This window comes from Serratia sp. NPDC087055 (genome assembly GCF_044900985.1).
Taxonomy (GTDB): domain Bacteria; phylum Pseudomonadota; class Gammaproteobacteria; order Enterobacterales; family Enterobacteriaceae; genus Serratia.
Window position 1 is genome coordinate 225659 of the sequence record NZ_JBJDOG010000004.1, and the last position, 21959, is coordinate 247617.

Sequence of the window (21959 nt, forward strand, 5' to 3'; positions counted from 1 at the left end):
AATAACGGGGCGATGAATGAAAGAAAACTACATGTCGAAAAACGATGATTAATTGAAGTGTAGTACAGAAGCGTCGCGCAAGAAGTGGGCAAGCCGTTGGAAAGACTGAAAGGGAATACCTGGAACAGAAAGGCAGAAGCCGGGACATCGGCTTCTGCCTTTCTACGATTACTGGGTCACGCTTGAGACGGTTTTCTGTGCATTCAGTAAATCCTGCTGCTTGGCCACCAGATTCGACATCATGGTGTTGTACTGCGTCGCCTGCTGGGAAGTACGGAACTGCACGCCGTTATTGTTGAAGCTAACCTGATTACCTTGGGTACGCAGGAAATCCCCGACCTGAACCAGATCCTGGACGAAACTGGCGGTGGTAGGAATAACCGGCATCAGCGCATTGGCCGGCCCGGTGACAATCTTGTCATAAGCCTGGTTATATACGGCTTTCAGATCGTCGGGTTGCTTCAGTGCTGCCCGGGCAGTGTCTGCCTGTGACTTCGCCGACTGAATCTGCTGCCCCAGCAGGTTCAGCGCTCCAACGGACTGCTGCAACGTATCACGTTTGCTCATGTAGTCCTGTGCGGTGCGGATCTGGTTAATCTGATCCAACGCCGGTGTCAGGCTCGCATCCAATGACTTGGACAATTGCTGGGAAAAACCGACCAAGATGGCGTAATCCCCGGCATAGTTACCGAATTTCTGTTTCTGGTCTTCGCTCAGCGTCGGGATTTTCGCGCCGCTGCGCATCACCGTATTCTGTAAGTAATCAATAAACGCCTTGCGTTGTTCCGGCTCTTTATCGCCGCAGGCAGTCAGCTGCATGACCACCAACAATGCCAATACCGGGGCCAACCAACGCGCGAAACTCCTGCTCTGGATCCCTACCGCCATGTGACATAACTCCTGTTATAAACCTGCTTTTTCATCGGACTCCGTCCCTTTTGCTGCACTCCTTGCGCCTATAAGAATAGATCAACTGAGTGCGATCCGATACGCGATTCACCGTTCAGGGGCTATTCTTTGGCAATAGCGGCTAATGGCAGTATCTGAAACAAAGCCTTCCCCCCAAATCGGCGGGCTATTGGCGATGCCAAAGGAAAAAACCGGGGGGCACGCCAGCAGCAATAAAAAAGGCGCCCTAAGGCGCCTTTTACTGACAGGACGGTTTACTGCAGTACGGAAATATCCGCCACCTGCAGGAACAGCTCACGCAGCTTGCTCAGCAACGTCAGACGGTTCACACGCACCGCATCGTCTTCTGCCATCACCATCACGTTGTCGAAGAAGGCGTCGACCGGTTCACGCAGGTCAGCCAGCTCTACCAACGCATCTTGATAGTTGCCTGCGGCGAAATACGGCTCCAGCTTATCGCGCAACACCACCAGATGGGTCGCCAGTTTGATCTCAGCCGACTCTTTCAATACCGAGGCATGTACACGGTCATTCAAGGTATCGGTAGACTTAGCCAAAATATTGGAAACGCGTTTGTTGGCCGCAGCCAACGCTGCCGCGGCTTCCAACGTACGGAAGTGCGTTACCGCCTTCACACGCGCATCAAAGTCAGCCGGTTTGGTTGGACGGCGTGCCAGCACAGCCTGAATGGTGTCAACCGCGTGGCCTTCTTCCTGATACCAAGCGCGGAAACGACCCAGCATGAACTCGACAACGTCATCGACAACCTTGGCGTTGGTCAGCTTGCTGCCATACAGGCGCACAGCCTCTTCGGTCAGTGTCTGCAGATCCAGCGTCAGGTTCTTCTCAACGATGATACGCAGCACGCCCAATGCGGCACGACGCAGCGCAAACGGGTCTTTATCCCCTTTTGGATGCTGCCCGATGCCGAAAATACCGGCCAGGGTGTCCATCTTGTCGGCGATCGCCAGTGAGCAAGCCACCAGTGATTCTGGCAGCGCATCACCAGCAAAACGTGGCTGGTACTGCTCGTTCAGCGCTACGGCAACGTCTTCCGCTTCGCCGTCATGGCGCGCGTAGTGCATACCCATCACGCCCTGGGTGTCGGTGAATTCGAAGACCATGTTGGTCATCAGATCGCACTTCGACAGCAGGCCTGCACGGGTAGCGTGGTTAACGTCGGCACCAATCTGGCCGGCAACCCAGCCTGCCAACGCCTGAATACGGTCAGTCTTGTCACGCAGGGTCCCCAGTTGCTGTTGGAACAGCACGGTTTCCAGACGCGGCAGATTGTCTTCCAGACGTTTCTTGCGGTCGGTGTTGAAGAAGAATTCGGCATCAGCCAAACGCGGACGCACTACCTTCTCGTTACCGGAGATGATTTGCTGCGGATCTTTGGATTCGATATTGGCGACGAAGATAAAGTTCGGCATCAGTTTGCCCGCGGCGTCATACACCGGGAAATACTTTTGGTCGCCCTTCATGGTGTACACCAACGCTTCCGCCGGTACTGCCAGGAATTTTTCTTCGAATTTAGCGGTCAATACCACCGGCCATTCTACTAACGAAGCCACTTCTTCCAGCAGGTTTTCGCTCAGATCGGCTTTACCACCAAGCTTCGCTGCCGCCAGTTCCGCGTCACGCTTGATCAGCGCTTTGCGCGTATCGTAATCGGCGATGACCTTGCCGCGTTCCTGCAGGATCTGCGGGTATTGGTCGGCGTTATCGACAGTGAATTCAGCTTCGCCCATAAAGCGATGGCCGCGAAGGGTGCGGGCAGAATCAATACCCAGCACGGTGCCCGGGATCAGCTCTGCACCCAGCAGCATCGTCACGGTGTGGACCGGACGCACGAACTGCACGTCGGAATCACCCCAGCGCATCAATTTCGGGATCGGTAACTTGGCCAGCGAACTGCTGACCATGCCCGCCAGCAGCGCTTGTGCGGACTGACCTTTAACATGGGCGCGATACAGCAACCATTCACCTTTGTCGGTAGCCAGGCGTTCGGCCTGATCGACGGTGATACCACAACCGCGAGCCCAACCTTCGGCCGCTTTGCTGGGTTTGCCTTCGGCGTCAAACGCCTGAGCAATTGCCGGGCCGCGTTTTTCGACTTCGCGATCGGCCTGTGCAGCGCTCAAGTTAGCCACTTTCAACGCCAGACGGCGCGGAGCGGCAAACCAGCTCACTTCGCCGTGTTCGAGATTGGCGTTATCCAGCTCGGCGGTAAAATTCGCGGCAAAAGCTTCTGCCAGTGAACGAAGAGCCTTCGGCGGCAGCTCTTCCGTGCCGATTTCCACCAGGAAAGTCTGTTGAGTCATGGCTGCCTCTTAGCTCTTGTTCTTTTTGCACATTGGGAAGCCCAGCGCTTCGCGGGAAGCGTAGTAGGCCTCAGCAACGGCTTTGGTCAGCGTGCGGATACGCAGAATATAACGCTGGCGCTCAGTCACGGAGATCGCCTTGCGCGCATCCAACAGGTTGAAGGTGTGGCCAGCCTTCAGAATACGTTCGTACGCCGGCAACGGCAGTGGTTTTTCCAGCGCCAGCAGCGACTGAGCTTCTTTCTCGTACTGCTCGAAGCAGGAGAACAGGAAGTCCACGTCAGCGTATTCGAAGTTGTAAGTGGACTGTTCCACTTCGTTCTGGTGGAACACATCGCCATAGGTGGTAACGCCCAACGGGCCGTCGCTCCACACCAGATCGTAAACGCTGTCCACGCCCTGAATGTACATCGCCAGACGTTCAAGGCCGTAAGTGATCTCGCCAGTGACTGGCTTGCACTCCATACCGCCAACCTGCTGGAAGTAAGTGAACTGCGTCACTTCCATGCCGTTCAGCCACACTTCCCAACCTAGGCCCCAGGCGCCGAGCGTCGGGTTTTCCCAGTTGTCTTCAACGAAGCGGATGTCGTGAATGGTCGGATCCAAACCCAGCTCTTTCAACGAGCCCAGGTACAGTTCCTGAATGTTGTCCGGCGATGGCTTAATCACGACCTGGAACTGGTAGTAATGTTGCAGGCGGTTCGGGTTTTCACCGTAGCGGCCGTCGGTTGGACGGCGGGACGGTTGCACATAGGCGGTGGCCATTGGCTCCGGCCCCAGTGCGCGCAGGCACGTCATCGGGTGTGAGGTTCCCGCGCCAACTTCCATGTCCAGCGGTTGAACGATGGTGCAGCCTTGGCGCGCCCAATAGTCCTGCAGTGTCAGGATCAGGCCCTGAAAGGTCTTGGTATCAAACTTTTGCATGTTGAATTCGCACGCGATACAAGTGGATTTAAATGGGATGCGCCAGTATACCCGTTGACCGTAAGATATACAGCCTGAATCCAGCAACAAGTGCGAATCATCAAAGAAGCGCAGCCTTTTCGCGCACTGAATTGGGGCAAATGCGCTCACATAGCGCCTGTTCATACCCGGCTGACCGCCATTCTCCCTTATCCCAGTAGCCACAGAGGCTGGCATCAACCTTGCTAGTGTCCTGATATTCAACATTTCAGGAGATTCGCTGATGACTACCGACTTAACCGACAGCCGCTATCGCTACCGTATTTTCGCCATGGTGTTTTTTATTGCGCTGATTAACTACGTCGACCGTGGGGCACTGTCCTTCGCCGCCAATGATATCTCCCATGAATTCAACTTCGACAAGGCTCAACTGGGTGCCGTATTGGGTTACTTTGGCTTTGGCTATTTGTTTGGCTCATTGTGTGGGGGTCTTCTGGCCGACCGCATCGGCACCAAAAAGGTCTGGCTGCTCGCCGGAGCGCTGTGGTCGCTGTTGGAGATCGCCACCGCCTGGGCTGGTGAACTGGGTGTGGCACTGTTTGGCGGCTCAGCAATCATGGGTTTCGCCGCGCTGCGAATCATGTTTGGCTTTGCCGAAGGCCCGGCCTATGCACTGATGAACAAAACCATCGCCAACTGGGCTCCGCGCAAAGAGCGAGGGTTCTCTCTGGGCATAGGCCTATTGAGTACCCAGGTGGGTTCGCTGTTGACGGCACCGCTGGCAGTCGGATTGCTGCTGTTAACTGATGACTGGCGCAGCATGTTTATCCTGCTGGGCCTGTTCTCGTTAATCGCCATTTTGCTGTTCGCACGTTTCTTCACCGACACACCGCAAGAGCACCCTGACGTCAACGCCGCCGAACTGGCGGCCATCAGTGCCGATCAGGAAGCGGATAGCCACCAGCAGCGCCTGCCGTGGTGGGTTTTCTTCACTAACCGTACGCTGGTGTTTAACGCTCTGGGCTACTTCTCTTTCCTCTACGTCACCTTCGTGCTGGTCACTTGGGGGCCCAAATACCTGCAGGATACCTTTAGCTACGATTTGCACTCTCTGTGGTATGTCGCGATGATCCCGTGGAGCGGTGCCTGCTTCACCGTACTGCTCGGCGGCCGTATCGCCGATGCATTACTACGTCGTTTTGGTAACCTGCGGCTGGCACGCAACCTGTTTGCGGCAATCACACTGCTGTTGACCGCCACCTGCTTCCTGCTCATCCCCTTTATGAGCACCCCGACCGAGATTATCCTGCTGATGACGTTGGGCAATGCGCTAAATGCGCTGGTGAATAATGTGTATTGGTCGGTAGTGATCGACGTTACGCCAAAGGCATCAGTAGGAACTTTCAGTGGCATGACGCTGGCGATCGCCAATATTGCCGCGATCACCGCGCCGATGTTGAGCGGTTGGTTGGCGCAACACCACGGCTATAGCGCGATGTTCTTCGCCACTGCCGTGGTGTCTTTTTGCAGCATGTTGTGCATGACGCTGTTACAGCCAGAAAGAAAGATAGGCGCCGGGGGCACACAGCCGAGACGCTTTGGGTACACAGTACCCTGAACACAGCCGCCACCATTATCTTTAAACCTGTAGCAAGGATGCTCATCAGGTTGATGTATTCTTAACTCAATTAATTTAGAAAGCCACAACAATGATATTTCTATTACCTTCACTATTGATAACATATCTTTAATAAATATTATTAAAAACTTCCCCAAGTAAGCACATCAAAGATAATTTATGAAAATAACCCCCAACTTAAAATAACGTTCGAAAACCAAAAAATCGTATCAAAGGCTAATAATTTACTTGCCGATTTAACTCTGGTAGGATTACCAGGTTAAAATCGACAACATTTCAACGCTTAATTAAGTTTAAATTATGGAATATGTAAAAATGATAGAATTATTTGATGTTAACTATAATTTACTTTCGGATAACCGATCTAAAGAATTATTCTCTTTAAGAAAGAAAACATTTAAGGATCGTCTCGACTGGATTGTTAACTGCGAAAATAACATGGAATTTGATGAGTATGATAATAGTCATACGACATATCTTTTTGGCCTGTATGACAACATGGTCATCTGTAGCCTGAGGTTTATAGAAACAAAATATCCCAATATGATAACTGGTACGTTTAAATCTTATTTTAATAAAATAGAACTTCCAGAAGGTAAGTTCGTAGAGGCTAGCAGACTTTTTATCGATAAAGAACGTGTGAAGGCAATGCAACTACAAAAAGAACCTATCAGTTCAATTTTGTTCTTATCCATGATTAATTACGCAAGAAACTACGATTACGAAGGTATTTATGCCATCATTAGCCATCCTATGCTAATTATTTTTCAAAGATCAGGTTGGGATATTTCAGTGGTTGAACAAGGACTATCAGAGAAAAAGCAAAGAATCTATCTGATTTACATGCCAGTTGACGATCGTAACCAGCAGATATTGGTCAATCGTATCAACCTGACTCACTCAGGCTTAAACCAAGATCATAATAGCTGGCCGCTAACCTTCCGTGTCAGGGAGTATGGGTCTGATAAGTTGCAGCTCAACGCCGAGCCTAATAGCGTGTTTGGCATTGGTAACGCCTAGTTTTTTGACAACATTACCAATATGGTATTTTATTGTGGTGAGCTTAATACCCAGGATAAGCGCAATTTCCTGATAAGATTTACCCATGCTTGCCCAGTAAATTATCTCATTCTCACGCTTCGAGAATATCTCCTTATTATTCATTTTATCAAAGTAATTTGGACTGTTCATCTCCTTGTAAAGTGCAGTAAGTTTATCATGAGTGATAATTAGAAGCATTTGTAATTTGTCTTGGTTACCCGCTATTCTCTCTTCTATATTATCATCACAATGTTTATCAATCATGATGGAAAGCACGACTAAATTATGGTTATGATCGTGCAACACAAATGTATATCCATTAACTATGTTATAGTTTTTCGCCATATCAAAAATTCTTGGAAGTTTTAATCCTGGATCAATCATCAGGTTCTCATCCCAAGAGAATGGAGTAATACGATGCGACGCGGTAATAAGTACAGGATCGATAAATTGATAGTTGTTTTTAGTATAAAATTCAAACCACTCTGTTCTGTTTGAAATAATTGCAAAGTTAGCCGGATTTCTTTTGTTCATTATGGCATAAGCATACTTTACATTACTGTACTCGCTTAGTTTTTCTTCCAAAATATTTTTTATGGTGGTATTAATGGCTTCATTATTGAAGAATGAATTTGACACTAAACCGTCTCCTTAAAAAATCAAAAAATCCATTGGAAAGAAAAATTATAACATAAAAAAACCTGTAAGGATAACCAAGAAAAATACAAATTAAATCATTAACGCAAGTTACAAAAAAAGAACCTAAGATTTATCTAATAAAGAAAGTTTCTAACTGTGATAAAACATAATTAGAATAATAAATTCAAGTAACTCTCTCTAAGGCAATCGTCGGGATAAGCCAACGGTAAAAAATGGCGATGATTAGCTTAGGGATCCCTCGACGCTATAAATGTTAATTTTAATAAAAAAATAAACAATAATACAACATATTCGGATGGCTATTGGCTATTGTAGATAAACACAGAGGGAACACACGACTACGTTGAGATCTAACGTGAAGAAATCAATAACTTTCTCACCCCATCAAATGACAGGATGAAAGAAAGAAATTGACAATAAAAATATTGAAAACAATAATATTTAAAATTGTTTCCCTGGTGTTGGCTAAATTGGCTATCTGATCCTGATTCAGGATCAGTTTTTTTTAATGTGTGTTTTTTTTTGTGAGGTAACAATAAAGTTTTTTAGACTCTAATGATAGTTGTACTAAAGTACAGTCATAGTCGGCATTTCATGATGCGGAGAGCAGTAATTACCGCTTTGTAGCGTTAGTTTCAATCGACCAAGCCTACGAACAAGTCGTCAAAAATCGACGCCCCTCTTATAAATAACCCCACACTTTCAGTCAAACAACATCAACCAGCATGCTGGCGCATGTGGTAATCAACAATGATTCCGAACTTGATCGCCCACAGGTTTGTGTGCCCGCGATGTTTTCTTCTATCGCTCAGTCTGAAGAGCCGGTCGTGAATATTTTCCGTAAAGGCTATTTATTGAAAATTTTGGAAAGCGCCTCGCTATCGGCGGTAGTAGAGGAATGATGATGTTATACCTACCTTTGATGCTTCTTGTTATATCTGCAACCAACACAGCAGCAGGTTACAATTACTGGGCCCAGTTCATCTCTGGGCCCATGGAGAATAATATATCTAAGACTCAAAACCGCGCGCTAACACCAACGTTATACATAAACTGTTCGCCGCTGCTCAGGCCGCCGGTTTGTGAAACGGTGGCGAATGCCGCGACCTGATCGGTCAGTGGCATGTTCGCTCCCAACGTCACGTCCACCCAATTCTTATCCTGGTTGGCACTGTCGCGGGTAAACGAAGTCTGCGTGGATTTTAGCCCGCCGCCAGCGCGATAAACATCATCACCAAACTGATGTTGGTAGCTCACCTCAGCGTACGGGTTGAACAGGCCAAATTTCGTGTCCAGCCGCCAACCCAAGGCACCGATCTGCGAATGGTAGGTCTGGTCATTAAATCGCATCGCCGTGCTGTCGTTGCCGTCCTCGCTGTAGCCAGAGACATTACTGTAATCCCAGGCAAACTGCGCCATAGGCCCCGTAGTCAGGTAAGAGGTAATGGGGAAATCGTAACCGGTCGTCACGCGAGCCCCCCATTGCTTACCATCGGTACTGCCGGTTTCAGTACGGGTTAGCGATCCAAGCTGCATGCTGCGGCGAATATCATCGTAATTCATCGTCGCATAGTGCACATCGGCATTCACCCAACCGTGCTCAAACACGCTGAGAGAGGTAAAAGCCGAAAACAGCAGGCCACGCGCTTTGTATTCATAGCGACTAGAGGGTTGTTGGTCATCATTGGAGCCCGAGATCAGCGCGCCGACCAGCCAGGCATCCGTCAGTTGGTAATCCACCCCAACCGTCAAGTTATGGGTGGTGGCGTTGCCGTCACCCGCTGCAAGATTGGAAGAGTAATCATAGTGTTGCCCGGCGTAACCACCGAACACGCCCAACGCCCCTTGCGGGTTATTATCGTTACTGCGCAACTGTTGGAACCGGCTGTCGAGGGTCGCGCGGCTGTCACGCGCCATAGCCGCTGTCGCCTGATTCAGCGCCACAACCTGTGCCGGGCCGTCCAGCACCGCCTGAATGTAATCGGCGATCAGCAGATGAGCCTGCGGGCTGGGGTGGAAATGGTCAGCAAACAGATAGGACTGGCTACTGTCGAAACCAGGCATGGCCGAACTGCACACTGCTGAAGAAACACCCGGCGGGCACGCCATGCCTGCGGTATTGGTGAAACCGAACTGCGCCGGATTGGCGATCGCCTCACTAAACAGTTTGTTCACGTCAACCCGAACGATATTACCGCCCCCCTGCGCCAGCAGGCGATCTTCGTTCTGATTATAAAAATCGGTCAGTTGCCCGGCTTGCGCACTTAGGCTGTCAAAAGCGGCAATCAACTGTGCGGCAATTGCCTGCTGTACCTGTGGGATTGTGCTGCCCTGCGCCGCTGCGGCCGTCAGGGCTTGGTGGATAGCCTGAGTCCGCGAGGCATTATCTGGCGTGGCCAATGAATTAAGCGTGGCATAGGCAGCCTGTACCGCCGCGTTTTGCACCGGGGTTAGCGCCTGCTGGATAATCAGCTCCATCAACTGTGGCGTAGATCCAATATTCGGTACCGTCGGTACGATCACCGTTCCGGCGCCAGCATTCAGCAACGAGTGAACCTGCGCCGCCGCTGCCGCCGCGCTGTTATAGGCAACCCCCGGCGCGGTTGCCGGATTTAACGCCGCCGCTGCCAGATCGTTACCGCCAATCCAGTGAATATACAGACCCTCGCCATCTGCCCGGCCATTGACCCGGTTGAGGTAGCTCTGTACCTGATCCTGAGTGTTGTCCGCCGGGTTGAGTGCCGGTACCGCGACGCCACCACCCGCAGCGTAGTTATAGCCCCCATCATCTGAAGCCACTAATGCAGCACCAATGCGCTGCGCCAACACTTCGTCATATAACGGATGCTTATTGCTGTCGTAGGTAAAACGGCCATTGTTGCCCGTGTCGCTCAGGCTGTCGCCAAACACATAAAGTTGGTCATAGGCCTGCGCCGGGGTAGTCATACTGCATAATATCGCCACTGCAAGCGCCGCTGGGCGGGACATGCACGTTATTTTTAGAGGCATGAATAGACTCCTGAGAGCCAGCAAATGAAGGAAAATACGGTCTTATCATTGGCCTTTTTAATTGCCGGCCATGTAGTAAATATTGCTGGCTTTTTCGTCACGTCAAGCTGGCTGATGATAAAACAATCAGGGGCTTGCCAAGTTCACCGCTTCGGGCGATGATTACTGTAGATAAACACAGCATAAGGACAGTCAGTATGACCAGCGAACGTTGCGGTTGGGTGACGGCAGATCCGTTATACCTCGAGTATCACGACAAGGAATGGGGGGCGCCGACCACGGATGCGCACGAACTGTTTGAAATGCTGTGCCTGGAAGGGCAACAGGCTGGGCTGTCCTGGATCACCGTGCTTAAAAAACGTGAAAATTACCGACGTGCCTTCCACAATTTCGATCCGCACCGGATAGCCGCCATGGGCGAACAAGAGGTGGAAGCGCTGATGCAAAATAGCGGTATCATCCGCCACCGGGGCAAACTTGAAGCCATCATTGCCAACGCCCGGGCCTATCTGGCGATGGAAGCGGCCGGTGAGGATTTTGTCACCTTTATTTGGGCATTTGTCGATGGCGAACCTCAACTCAATCGCTGGCAAGAACTCGCTCAGGTGCCAGCGAAAACCGAACGTTCGGACGCCTTGTCCAAAGCGCTGAAAAAGCGTGGCTTTAAATTTATTGGTTCCACCACCTGCTATGCCTTTATGCAAGCTAGCGGGCTGGTGAACGATCATCTAACAGGGTGCCTCTGCTACCCAAAGCCGCATTGATCCACCCTTGTCAGCCGTCCGATATTGAACGGTTGATGGCCCTGTGGTTGCCCAGCACTGTCGCAGCCCATCCATTTGTAAAAGAAAGCTACTGGCAGGAAAGCGAAACCCTGGTGCGGGAAAACTACCTGCCGCGAGCACATAGCTGGGCATATTGGCATGCGGGGGAGATCGTCGGGTTTATCAGCGTGTTGGATCAACGCTTCATTGGTGCGTTATTTGTTGAACAGGCGTTTCACGGGCATGGCGTCGCTCAGGCGCTAATGGCGCACGTACAACAACGTTACCCTCAGCTAAGCCTGGAAGTGTACCAGCAAAATCTGCGGGCCTGCGCGTTCTACCACAAGCAAGGTTTCCAGGTCACGCAACGCCTGTTTAATGAAGAAACTCAGGCCTATACGTTGATCATGAACTGGGCATCCACGCGTTAAACCCTGTCACTTTTGGCTAAAAATGGCGCACTCCGCTCCGAAGTGCGCTCAATTCAGAATCCGCTGCATAGTATTCCCCTGCTTTTTCCCGGATAACTGCCGCAGCCTGTAGCTACTTATAATTTGTCACGTTTCTTTCCGGAACTGCTGGAGAGGATACGCGTCATAGTAGCGCCGCAGCTCGGTATGCCGGGTTGCCAATGGTTTTTTTAGCGTCCCCCAAATTGGACTGACGCACACAGATTCTGATGCCACAAAGGAAAAAACATGAAAAAACGCATTGCGATTATTGCCGGCGCGGTGAGCGTTGCGCTCACGCTGTCTGCCTGTACCACTAACCCGTATACCGGGGAATCTGAAGCCGGCAAATCCGGTATTGGCGCAGGGATCGGCGCGGCATTGGGCGCAGGCGTAGGCATGCTGTCCTCATCGAAGAAAGATCGCGGCAAAGGCGCGCTGATCGGCGCGGCGGCCGGTGCAGCCCTTGGCGGCGGCGCAGGGTATTATATGGACGTGCAGGAAGCCAAACTGCGCGACAAAATGAAAGGCACTGGCGTTAGCGTCACCCGTCAGGGCGACAATATCGTGCTGAACATGCCGAACAATGTCACCTTCGACAGCAGCAGCGCCACCCTCAAACCGGCAGGCGCCAACACCCTGACCGGCGTTGCCATGGTTCTGAAGGAATATCCGAAAACGGCAGTTAACGTGATCGGTTATACCGACAGCACCGGCTCCCGTTCACTGAATATGACCCTGTCGCAGCAACGCGCCGACGGCGTTGGCAGTGCGCTGATCACTCAGGGTGTGGCGGCAAACCGTATCCGTACGTCAGGTGCCGGTCCGGATAACCCGATCGCCTCCAACAGCACGGCAGAAGGCAAAGCGCAAAACCGTCGCGTTGAGATCACGCTCAGCCCACTGCAGTAATCTCGTGCGGGGTGTTATGCCCCGCCGCTTCTTATCCCCGCATTCCTGACTGTCTCCCATTGAACATTCCCGGCTCCGCATCGGGTGTGTTAGTCTCCTTGGCAATTAACCACAGGGGAGATCGGCTGTGAGCAGTGTTAAGGCAATACGCGCCTCGGGGCGAGCCACCATTAGCGATGTGGCGAAAACCGCCAAGACAGGTAAAACCAGCGTGTCGCGCTATCTGAATGGTGAGCAGCACCTGCTTTCTGACGATCTCAAACAGCGTATTGAACAGGCGATCCACCAGCTCGACTATCGGCCCAGCCAGATGGCGCGTAGCCTGAAGGGCGGACAAACCCGGTTGATTGGGCTCATCATCGCCGATATCACCAATCCCTATTCAGTAGACGTCATGCGCGGCATCGAAGCGGCCTGCCGCCAGCACGGTTTTACCCTGTTGGTATGTAACACCAACAATGAGGTCAACCAAGAACAGCACTATCTGCAACTGCTCAGCAGCTATCGGGTAGAAGGCATTGTGGTTAATGCCGTTGGTATGCGCGAAGAGGCACTGTCGACACTGCAACAATCCATGCTGCCTATGGTGCTGATCGACCGCAAAATTCATGATTTCGCCTGTGACGTCGTGGGCCTCAATAATCACGAAGCGGCAACTGTCGCCACGGAACACCTGCTGCAACAGGGGTTCGAAGCCATTTTGTTCCTCAGCGAACCGATCGGCACGGTGAATACCCGGCTGGAGCGGCTGCACGCTTTTAATCAAACCATGGCGCAACATGCCGGATTATTGGCTGAGCAGGCAGAAACCCCGCTTAACGACGTGAAGCAACTGGAAAACGTACTCAGCAACTTCAATACCCGCCATCGTGGCATGCGCAAAGCGGTGATTTCCGCCAACGGCGCCCTGACGCTTCAGGTGGCACGTGCCATGCGCCGCCTGGGTATCCAATGGGGTAGCGATATTGGCCTGCTGGGTTTTGACGAGCTGGAGTGGGCCGAACTGGCCGGTGTCGGCATCACCACGCTGAAACAACCCACCTATCAAATGGGCCATGCCGCACTTGAACAATTGGTGCAACGTATTCAAGGGCTGGATACCCCCATCAGCGAACAGATGTTCCCCGGCGAACTGATCGTGCGCGGCTCCACCACCCGATAACTCTCTTCTTTCCTGTCAGGGCGCGGTTTGTGGCGCCCTCACCACACTACACAGATTATTTTTTGCTCATGTTCGTGATTGCGATCATATTTTTACATTCTGTCGCTTTCGAATGGAACCGGTACCATTTAACGTGTAGTTAACAGCAGCGGTGGGAATAACGCCACCTCAGGAGCACAAAAGATGACAAGAGAAATTATCGTGGTGACCGGTGCCTACGGCACCGATACCGTCCGGCAGCTCGGCGGCCAAAGCGCTTTATTGCCCATTATTGCCGATGCCGATGCCGACGGCGTCGAGATCCGCCGTGAACTGTTTTCTGAACAGGAATTGCAAAGCCTGCCAGCGCTGGCCAAGGCCATCGAACAACACCAGCTGTTCGCCGTTTATTCCGCACCTGAAGCCCTGTTTACTCCGCAGCACCAGCTGAATCCTAACTTGCCGGCACTGCTGGCAGAAGCCCAAATCCTGAATGCGCGTCAGTTAAAATTATCGTTGGGCCACTACCAGCCGGGCTTCGATTTTACTGAACTGAAAGTGGCGCTGGAACAGCATCCGGTCAGCCTGGTGGTAGAAAATGACCAAACCCCTGACTGCGGCATTTTGTCGCAGCTCAATGCCTTTTTCCACGCTGCGGAAGATAACCGTCTGCCTGTCAGCATGACGTTCGATATGGCCAACTGGCTCTGGGTGGGGCAAGACGCCTTCGCCGCTGCCGAACGCCTGGCGCGCCACGTCAGCTATGTCCACGTTAAGGCTGCAACCCATGGCCAACGCGGTTGGCGAGCCGTCGCGCTGGACGACAGCGATGGGAGTTGGCGCGATCTGCTGACCCGCTTGCCGCTGGATGCACCCCGCGGCATTGAATTCCCGTTGCAAGGCGACAACCTGGAAGAGGTCACCCGCTACTACGTTAACCTTCTGCGTGCGGAGTAAACATCATGACCATGCTAGCAACTGCACATAACGGGCCATTGGATGTCGTCACGTTGGGTGAAGCCATGGCGATGTTCGTGGCAACACAAACCGGGGATCTGGCGGATGTAGAAACCTTCACCAAACGCATTGCAGGGGCCGAGCTGAATGTGGCGATCGGCCTTGCACGCCTGGGGTTGAACGTCGGTTGGGTCAGCCGGGTGGGCAACGATACTTTCGGTCGTTTCACCCTGCAACAGCTCAAAAAAGAAGGCATTAACGCGCAACAGGTCACGGTAGATGGCAATTACCCGACCGGTTTTCAGATCAAATCTAAAACCACGGATGGTACCGATCCCAATGTGGAATATTTCCGCAAAGGCTCGGCAGCCAGCCACCTATCAGTCGACGATTTCAACCGCGATTATTTCGGTTCCGCACGCCACCTGCACCTGAGCGGCGTTGCAGCAGCCCTGTCCGGCCAATCGTTGGCGCTGTGTCACCATGCGGCCCGTGAAATGCGCGCCATGGGAAAAACCATTTCATTTGACCCGAATCTGCGCCCGGTGCTGTGGTCCAGCCAGCAGGTGATGATCGAGCAATTGAATAAACTGGCGTTTGCCGCCGACTGGGTGTTGCCGGGGCTGAAAGAAGGACAAATCCTCACGGGCCAATCAACACCAGAGGGCATCGCCGATTTTTACCTGGAGCGTGGTGTACAGGCAGTGATCATCAAAACCGGTCCAGAGGGTGCCTGGTTTAAAACTGCAGCAGGCGATCAGGCGGCGGTCGCCGCAATCAAAGTCAATAACGTGGTGGATACCGTGGGGGCGGGAGACGGTTTTGCCGTCGGCACGATCAGCGCCCTGCTGGAAGGCAAAACGCTGAAACAAGCGGTACAACGCGGCAATAAAATCGGCTCGCTGGCGATCCAGGCCATCGGCGACAGCGAAGGGCTACCGACCCGCGCGGCATTGGCCGAATAAATATACCCGTCATGCTTCAAGCTGCAGGTGAGTGCTCTTGCCCTGCCTGCAACTCGAATGATTTAGGGTAATAACAAACATAACCGGTAAACAGACTTCTCCTTATGACGTGTACCTCTGGCCCTACAACCAGATTGCGTTGGGAGATAACGATACCCAGTGACTTTCATGCTGCAACCCGTTCGCTTACCCCAGACGCTGAATTAAGTCACAGGGATGGGCAAACGCAGTCAGCAGCGCTGCAGCGTGGAAGACGACGGGAATACGACACCACTGAAGGAATCTGAACATGAACAAAGCGACTATCGCGGCTAAACGCTGGTGGTACATCATGCCCATCGTGTTTATCACCTACAGCCTGGCCTATCTCGACCGAGCCAATTTTAGCTTTGCCTCCGCTGCCGGCATCAATGACGATCTGGGTATCACCAAAGGCATGTCGTCATTGCTGGGCGCCTTGTTTTTCCTCGGCTATTTCTTTTTCCAGATCCCTGGCGCAATTTATGCCGAACGCCGTAGCGTTAAAAAACTGATCTTCTGGTGTCTGATCCTGTGGGGAGCTTGTGCCTCCCTGACCGGCATGGTCAGCAATATCCCAATGCTGGCTGCGATCCGCTTTATTCTCGGCGTGGTAGAAGCCGCCGTGATGCCGGCGATGCTGATTTATATCAGTAACTGGTTCACTAAATCAGAACGTTCACGTGCCAATACCTTCCTGATCCTCGGCAACCCAGTGACCGTGCTGTGGATGTCCGTCGTTTCCGGCTACCTGATCCACGCCTACGGCTGGCGTGAAATGTTCATCTTCGAAGGCATTCCTGCGGTTATTTGGGCCTTCTGCTGGTGGGTGTTGGCCAAAGACAAACCAGCGCAGGCCAATTGGCTGAGTGATGACGAAAAGCTGGCCTTGCAGCAACAATTGGCAGAAGAACAAAAAGGCATTAAAGCGGTGCGTAATTACAGCGAAGCCTTCCGCTCACGCAACGTGATCTTGCTGTGCGTTCAATATTTTGCCTGGAGTATCGGCGTATACGGCTTTGTGCTGTGGCTGCCCTCCATCCTGCGCAGTGGCATGCAGATGGGAATGGTGGAGGCCGGCTGGCTATCCGCGGTACCTTATCTGGCAGCGACTATCGCCATGATCCTGGTGTCCTGGGCTTCCGACAAAATGCAAAACCGTAAGCTGTTCGTCTGGCCGCTGCTGTTGATTGGTGCGCTGGCTTTCTTCGGCTCTTACGCCGTCGGTGCCAACCATTTCTGGATCTCTTATACCTTGCTGGTCATTGCCGGTGCGGCCATGTACGCCCCTTACGGGCCGTTCTTCGCTATCATTCCTGAGATGTTGCCGAAAAACGTTGCCGGTGGCGCTATGGCGCTGATCAACAGCATGGGGGCACTGGGTTCTTTCTTCGGTTCCTGGTTCGTCGGTTACCTGAACGGTGCGACCGGCAGCCCGGCGGCCTCCTATATGTTTATGGCCATTGCCCTGTTGGTGGCGGTCGTGCTGACGCTGGTCGTCAAGCCGGCTCGTAACGAGGCCCAACCGCAATTGGCGTAGTCTCGTTATAATTTACTTTCTGTTGAACAAACCCAATGGATTTCAGGCTGCAGCCGGTGTTTAAAGCCAACAACGCTGCAGCCTGAAAGACGGAGGGTACTGCTGGAGTTCGTGATGAAGCCTTCTATCGTGTTGTACAAAAGCATTCCCACCGATCTGCGTGAACGACTGGAACAGCACTTCACTGTGCATGCCTTTGATGGCCTGAACCCGGATAACCGCGATGCACTGCGCCAAGCATTGCAACAAGCGGAAGGGATTATCGGTTCCGGCGGCAAAATTGATGAGGCCTTCCTGCAGCAGGCACCCAAACTGCGTGCGGCCTCAACCATTTCCGTCGGTTACGATAACTTTGACGTTGATGCACTGAACGCCCATCACGTCTTGCTGATGCATACCCCTACCGTACTCACCGAAACCGTCGCCGACACCATCATGAGCTTGGTACTGGCGACAGCACGCCGAGTCGTGGAAGTGGCAGAGCGAGTAAAAGCCGGCGAATGGCAAGGCAGCATCGGTACAGATTGGTTTGGTGTCGACGTACACCATAAAACTATCGGCATCCTTGGCATGGGCCGTATCGGCCTGGCGCTGGCACAACGTGCACACTTCGGTTTTGGTATGCCGGTGCTGTATAACGCGCGCCGCACGCATGAGGAAGCGGAGCAACGCTTTAACGCCCGCCGTTGCGATCTCGATACGCTGTTGGCCGAATCTGATTTCATCTGTATTACACTGCCGCTGACCGATGAAACCTTCCATATGATCAGCCGTGATCAATTAGCGAAGATGAAAAAAAGCGGCATTCTGATCAATGCTGGCCGTGGCCCCGTCGTGGATGAAGCCGCGCTGATCGAAGCGCTGCAAAACGGCACCATCCACGCAGCCGGTTTGGATGTATTCGAAAAAGAGCCATTGCCGGTGTCATCACCGCTGCTGACGCTGCCAAACGTGGTGGCACTGCCGCATATTGGGTCCGCGACCCATGAAACCCGCTACGGCATGGCCGCCTGCGCCGTGGACAACCTGATCGCCGCATTAACCGGCACGGTAACTGAAAACTGCGTTAACCCGCAGCTGTTGAAAAAATAGTGTTAACGGGCGGGCGTTTTCCCGCCCCTCTCTTTTTCTTATATCCCCCCACCTTCTCCTCCCCGAAAATCTCTCGCTGGGATGAGGCGATTTATTCGTCACTTGTCACACTGGGCATTACCCTACAAAAAAACGCTTCCTGCCACGCGTACGGAGAGCTATGAAAAATTTAACCCTGCCCCTGTTGATGCTGCTGTCACCGCCCGCAATGGCAAGCTGGACGCTGCAAAGCTTCCCGACGTTTGATGAATCCACCAGTGGCTTATTCACCAGCTACGCCACGCTGGCCAAAGGCGAGCTGCCGCTGAAGATTTATCAGGATCAGCAGTGCTGGCAACCCACCGAGCCGGTGAAACTGAATCAAACCCTGTCGCTTCAGCCTTGCAGCGATAACCCACCGGCCACCTGGCGGTTGTTCCGCGCCGGGGAATACCAGGTGCGTGTCGACACCCGCAGCGGCACTCCGACGCTACAACTCAGTCTAAAAACCGCACAGGAAACCACGACCGCTGCAATCGCGCGTACCTGTCAACGTTGGGACGGCAAACCCGTCACCCTTGACGTAACGGCAACCTTTGCCGAAGGCGAGTCGGTGCGTGATTTCTATTCAGGCCAAACGGCAAAGGTCAGCCAAGGCAAAATCACCCTGCTGCCCGCCGCCAACAGCGGGGGATTGCTGTTGCTGGAATCTGCCGGCAGCGAGAAGCCTGCACCTTTCAACTGGCACAACGCCACGGTCTATTTCGCCCTCACCGATCGCTTTAACAACGGCAACCCTGCCAACGACCACAGCTACGGCCGTCGCAGTGACGGCATGCAGGAAATCGGCACCTTTCACGGCGGCGATCTGGCTGGCCTGACGCAAAAACTGGATTACCTGCAACAACTCGGCGTCAACGCGCTGTGGATCAGTTCGCCGTTAGAGCAGATCCACGGTTGGGTTGGCGGCGGCACCAAGGGCGACTTCCCGCATTACGCCTATCACGGCTACTATGCGCTGGATTGGACACGACTCGATGCCAACATGGGCAGCGAACAAGACCTGCGTACTCTCGTTGAGCAGGCTCACCAACGGGGTATTCGTATCCTGTTTGATGTGGTGGTGAATCATGTCGGTTATGCCACGTTAACGGACATGCAAACCTTCCAGTTCGGTTCGCTGTATCTGAAGGGGACAGAGATTGAAAAAACGCTGGGCAAGAATTGGGGGGACTGGCGACCCGGTGCAGGGCAGAACTGGCACAGTTTCAACGATTATATCAACTTCAGCGACAAGGCCGGCTGGAGCCAATGGTGGGGCAAAAATTGGATCCGTACCGATATCGGCGACTATGACTCGCCGGGTTACGACGATCTTACCCTGTCGCTGGCCTTCCTCCCGGACATCAAAACTGAAGCGCCCGGAGCCAGCGGTTTACCGCTGTTTTATCGCCATAAACCGGATACTGCCGCACGGGATATTCCCGGTGCCACCCCCCGCGACTACTTGACCATTTGGCTTAGCCAATGGGTACGTGACTACGGCATCGACGGCTTTCGCGTCGATACGGCCAAGCACGTGGAGAAACCCACGCTGGCGCTGCTGAAACAACGCGCCGCGGCAGCGCTGGCTGAGTGGAAAGCCGCCCATCCGCAACAGGCTTTGGATAACAGCCCATTTTGGATGACCGGAGAAGCCTGGGGCCATGGCGTGATGAAAAGCGACTATTACCAGAATGGCTTCGACGCGATGATCAATTTTGATTTCCAGGACCAGGCGTCACAGGCACTGAGCTGTTTCTCCAGCATCGATGACACCTACCAGCAGATGGCGGACAAGTTGCAAGATTTCAACGTGCTGAGCTATATATCCTCACACGATACGCGATTGTTCTTCGCCAGCGATGCCAAAGGGTCATTGGCGCTGCAGCAACGTGCTGCCGACCTGCTGCTGTTGGCCCCCGGCGCGGTCCAGATTTACTACGGAGATGAAAGTGGCCGCCAACTTGGGCCCACAGGCTCAGATCCGCTGCAGGGCACCCGTTCCGATATGAACTGGAACGAGCTCAAAGGCGACAAAGCCCCGTTACTGACGCACTGGCAACGACTGGGGCAATTCCGCACCCGCCACCCGGCGATTGGCTCCGGTACACAGCAATCGCAGCATACTGCACGCTACTACGCTTTTAGCCGCCAGCTCAATGGCGATAAGGTCATGGTGGTGTGGGTCGGCGATCGGTCACAATAATTTAGCGTAATATGCTTAATTAATACCACCAGGTAAAATTTACTCCTGGTGGTTGATTTATGAACTGCATTGCACCAGAAATTGTCTGGCGGTATGGTGGGCGATTACCTGCTAAAAACAATACAGCTGCACCTATGACTTTTTCACTTTTCGGCGACAAATTTACCCGTTATGCGGGCATTACCCGTTTAATGGATGACCTGAACGAAGGCCTGCGCACCCCCGGTGCCATCATGCTCGGCGGCGGCAATCCGGCACAGATTCCAGAGATGGAAAGCTACTTCAAACAGCTGTGCCAGGACATGCTCGATCAAGGCAAACTGACTGAGGCTCTGTGTAACTATGACGGCCCGCAGGGCAAAGACGCTTTACTGAAAGCGCTGGCCAATTTGCTGCACGATGAACTCGGCTGGCAGATCTCACCACAGAATATTGCACTGACAAACGGCAGTCAGAGTGCGTTTTTCTACTTGTTTAACCTGTTTGCCGGGCGTTACGCCGACGGCAGCCGCCGCCGCGTGCTGTTCCCGCTGGCCCCGGAATATATCGGCTATGCCGATGCAGGGTTGGACGAAGGCCTGTTTGTGTCGGCCAAGCCTAATATCGAATTGCTGCCAGAGGGCCAGTTCAAGTATCACGTTGATTTCGAACATCTGAATATTGGCGATGATATCGGCATGATCTGTGTGTCACGCCCCACGAACCCAACCGGTAACGTGATCACCGACGAAGAGCTGATGAAGCTCGACCTGCTGGCGCAACAACGTAATATCCCGCTGGTGATCGATAACGCCTATGGCGTACCCTTCCCAGGCATCATCTTCAGCGACGCAACACCGCTGTGGAACCCCAACATCATCTTATGTATGAGTCTGTCGAAACTCGGCCTGCCGGGTTCACGCTGCGGTATTGTGATCGCTGACGAGAAGGTGATCAGTGCGCTGACCAACATGAACGGTATCATCAGCCTGTCACCGGGCAGCATGGGCCCGGCAATGGCGACAGAAATGATCGAACGTGGTGATTTGCTGCGCTTGTCCAACGAGGTGATCCGTCCGTTCTACAAACAGCGCGTTGAGCACACGATCGAGATCATTCGCCGCTACCTGTCACCAGAACGCTGCCTGATCCACAAACCGGAAGGGGCAATTTTCCTCTGGCTGTGGTTTAAGGACCTGCCGATCACCACCGAATTGCTGTATCAACGCCTGAAAAAGCGTGGTGTGCTGATGGTGCCAGGGCACTACTTCTTCCCGGGGTTGGAGCATGAATGGCCACACACCCATCAGTGTATGCGCATGAACTACGTGCCTGACCCAGAGAAGATTGAGCGCGGCGTAGCCATACTGGCGGAAGAGATCGAACGCGCTCACCAAGAGGCGAACTGATCATAACGATGGGGCACCGTT

At 52.9% G+C, this 21959-nt stretch carries 17 protein-coding genes; 12 read left to right on the forward strand and 5 right to left on the reverse strand.

Translation table 11 applies throughout. From position 1 onward, the window contains the following. Positions 1 to 168: 168 nt before the first annotated feature. The 3 genes from ACI2J2_RS19200 to glyQ form a co-directional block, all read right to left on the reverse strand. Positions 169 to 888 carry a DUF3053 domain-containing protein gene (locus ACI2J2_RS19200; RefSeq protein ID WP_037421136.1) on the reverse strand — a complete coding sequence of 240 codons (720 nt, stop codon included), beginning with the start codon at positions 886 to 888 and terminating at the stop codon, positions 169 to 171. Between the two features lie 275 nt (positions 889 to 1163). Next, a complete protein-coding gene (glyS, locus tag ACI2J2_RS19205) occupies positions 1164 to 3233 on the reverse strand; it encodes a glycine--tRNA ligase subunit beta (protein ID WP_265556651.1) in 2070 nt (689 codons plus the stop codon). A gap of 9 nt (positions 3234 to 3242) precedes the next feature. After that, positions 3243 to 4157 carry a glycine--tRNA ligase subunit alpha gene (glyQ, locus tag ACI2J2_RS19210; protein ID WP_012004542.1) on the reverse strand — a complete coding sequence of 305 codons (915 nt, stop codon included), beginning with the start codon at positions 4155 to 4157 and terminating at the stop codon, positions 3243 to 3245. A gap of 262 nt (positions 4158 to 4419) precedes the next feature. On the opposite strand from glyQ, the gene ACI2J2_RS19215 reads away from it, so the two are divergent. Both ACI2J2_RS19215 and ACI2J2_RS19220 read left to right on the forward strand, forming a co-directional pair. Further along, complete coding sequence (locus tag ACI2J2_RS19215) at positions 4420 to 5754, forward strand: MFS transporter (protein ID WP_404760639.1); 1335 nt, start codon at positions 4420 to 4422, stop codon at positions 5752 to 5754. A 336-nt stretch (positions 5755 to 6090) separates the two neighbouring features. After that, on the forward strand, positions 6091 to 6795 hold the full coding sequence (locus tag ACI2J2_RS19220; RefSeq protein ID WP_404760640.1) for an acyl-homoserine-lactone synthase: 705 nt from the start codon (positions 6091 to 6093) through the stop codon (positions 6793 to 6795). Here the strand turns inward: ACI2J2_RS19220 and ACI2J2_RS19225 are convergent. Both ACI2J2_RS19225 and ACI2J2_RS19230 read right to left on the reverse strand, forming a co-directional pair. After that, positions 6709 to 7455: an autoinducer binding domain-containing protein gene (locus ACI2J2_RS19225; RefSeq protein WP_404760641.1), complete on the reverse strand. Its 747-nt coding sequence runs from the start codon at positions 7453 to 7455 to the stop codon at positions 6709 to 6711. The genes ACI2J2_RS19220 and ACI2J2_RS19225 overlap by 87 nt on opposite strands. 1038 nt (positions 7456 to 8493) lie before the next feature. Next, the gene (locus ACI2J2_RS19230) at positions 8494 to 10485 is read right to left on the reverse strand and encodes an autotransporter outer membrane beta-barrel domain-containing protein (protein WP_209638026.1); all 1992 of its coding nucleotides are present in this window, start codon (positions 10483 to 10485) and stop codon (positions 8494 to 8496) included. A 197-nt stretch (positions 10486 to 10682) separates the two neighbouring features. Here ACI2J2_RS19230 and ACI2J2_RS19235 point away from each other — a divergent pair, with 197 nt between their 5' ends. From ACI2J2_RS19235 to ACI2J2_RS19280, 10 genes are all read left to right on the forward strand, one after another. Further along, on the forward strand, positions 10683 to 11249 hold the full coding sequence (locus tag ACI2J2_RS19235) for a DNA-3-methyladenine glycosylase I (protein ID WP_209638028.1): 567 nt from the start codon (positions 10683 to 10685) through the stop codon (positions 11247 to 11249). Beyond that, a complete protein-coding gene (locus ACI2J2_RS19240) occupies positions 11246 to 11680 on the forward strand; it encodes an N-acetyltransferase (protein WP_209638136.1) in 435 nt (144 codons plus the stop codon). Before ACI2J2_RS19235 ends, ACI2J2_RS19240 begins: the two co-directional genes overlap by 4 nt. A 267-nt stretch (positions 11681 to 11947) precedes the next feature. After that, a complete protein-coding gene (locus ACI2J2_RS19245) occupies positions 11948 to 12610 on the forward strand; it encodes an OmpA family lipoprotein (protein WP_209638030.1) in 663 nt (220 codons plus the stop codon). Positions 12611 to 12755: 145 nt separating this feature from the next. Continuing rightward, positions 12756 to 13772: a LacI family DNA-binding transcriptional regulator gene (locus ACI2J2_RS19250; protein WP_404760661.1), complete on the forward strand. Its 1017-nt coding sequence runs from the start codon at positions 12756 to 12758 to the stop codon at positions 13770 to 13772. 183 nt (positions 13773 to 13955) lie between these two features. Continuing rightward, the gene (locus ACI2J2_RS19255) at positions 13956 to 14708 is read left to right on the forward strand and encodes a sugar phosphate isomerase/epimerase (protein WP_209638032.1); all 753 of its coding nucleotides are present in this window, start codon (positions 13956 to 13958) and stop codon (positions 14706 to 14708) included. A 5-nt stretch (positions 14709 to 14713) separates the two neighbouring features. Further along, positions 14714 to 15673, forward strand: coding sequence for a sugar kinase (locus ACI2J2_RS19260; protein ID WP_404760642.1), 960 nt, complete (start codon positions 14714 to 14716; stop codon positions 15671 to 15673). A gap of 289 nt (positions 15674 to 15962) precedes the next feature. Further along, entirely contained in the window at positions 15963 to 17231 is a 1269-nt protein-coding gene (locus ACI2J2_RS19265) for an MFS transporter (RefSeq protein ID WP_209638036.1), read from the forward strand. Between the two features lie 114 nt (positions 17232 to 17345). After that, positions 17346 to 18323, forward strand: a complete 978-nt coding sequence (gene ghrB / locus ACI2J2_RS19270; RefSeq protein WP_209638038.1) for a glyoxylate/hydroxypyruvate reductase GhrB — start codon at positions 17346 to 17348, stop codon at positions 18321 to 18323. Between the two features lie 160 nt (positions 18324 to 18483). Then, entirely contained in the window at positions 18484 to 20550 is a 2067-nt protein-coding gene (locus ACI2J2_RS19275; RefSeq protein ID WP_404760643.1) for an alpha-amylase, read from the forward strand. Between the two features lie 134 nt (positions 20551 to 20684). Further along, complete coding sequence (locus ACI2J2_RS19280) at positions 20685 to 21938, forward strand: valine--pyruvate transaminase (protein WP_209638041.1); 1254 nt, start codon at positions 20685 to 20687, stop codon at positions 21936 to 21938. Positions 21939 to 21959 lie beyond the last annotated feature (21 nt).

Coding starts and splice junctions, on each gene's coding strand:
- ACI2J2_RS19265 (WP_209638036.1), top strand. CDS start 15,963: ATGAACAAAGCGACTATCGCGGCTAAACGCTGGTGGTACATCATGCCC.
- ACI2J2_RS19215 (WP_404760639.1), top strand. CDS start 4,420: ATGACTACCGACTTAACCGACAGCCGCTATCGCTACCGTATTTTCGCC.
- ACI2J2_RS19230 (WP_209638026.1), bottom strand. CDS start 10,485: ATGCCTCTAAAAATAACGTGCATGTCCCGCCCAGCGGCGCTTGCAGTG.
- ACI2J2_RS19260 (WP_404760642.1), top strand. CDS start 14,714: ATGACCATGCTAGCAACTGCACATAACGGGCCATTGGATGTCGTCACG.
- glyQ (WP_012004542.1), bottom strand. CDS start 4,157: ATGCAAAAGTTTGATACCAAGACCTTTCAGGGCCTGATCCTGACACTG.
- ACI2J2_RS19220 (WP_404760640.1), top strand. CDS start 6,091: ATGATAGAATTATTTGATGTTAACTATAATTTACTTTCGGATAACCGA.
- glyS (WP_265556651.1), bottom strand. CDS start 3,233: ATGACTCAACAGACTTTCCTGGTGGAAATCGGCACGGAAGAGCTGCCG.
- ACI2J2_RS19200 (WP_037421136.1), bottom strand. CDS start 888: ATGGCGGTAGGGATCCAGAGCAGGAGTTTCGCGCGTTGGTTGGCCCCG.
- ghrB (WP_209638038.1), top strand. CDS start 17,346: ATGAAGCCTTCTATCGTGTTGTACAAAAGCATTCCCACCGATCTGCGT.
- ACI2J2_RS19245 (WP_209638030.1), top strand. CDS start 11,948: ATGAAAAAACGCATTGCGATTATTGCCGGCGCGGTGAGCGTTGCGCTC.
- ACI2J2_RS19275 (WP_404760643.1), top strand. CDS start 18,484: ATGAAAAATTTAACCCTGCCCCTGTTGATGCTGCTGTCACCGCCCGCA.
- ACI2J2_RS19235 (WP_209638028.1), top strand. CDS start 10,683: ATGACCAGCGAACGTTGCGGTTGGGTGACGGCAGATCCGTTATACCTC.
- ACI2J2_RS19255 (WP_209638032.1), top strand. CDS start 13,956: ATGACAAGAGAAATTATCGTGGTGACCGGTGCCTACGGCACCGATACC.
- ACI2J2_RS19280 (WP_209638041.1), top strand. CDS start 20,685: ATGACTTTTTCACTTTTCGGCGACAAATTTACCCGTTATGCGGGCATT.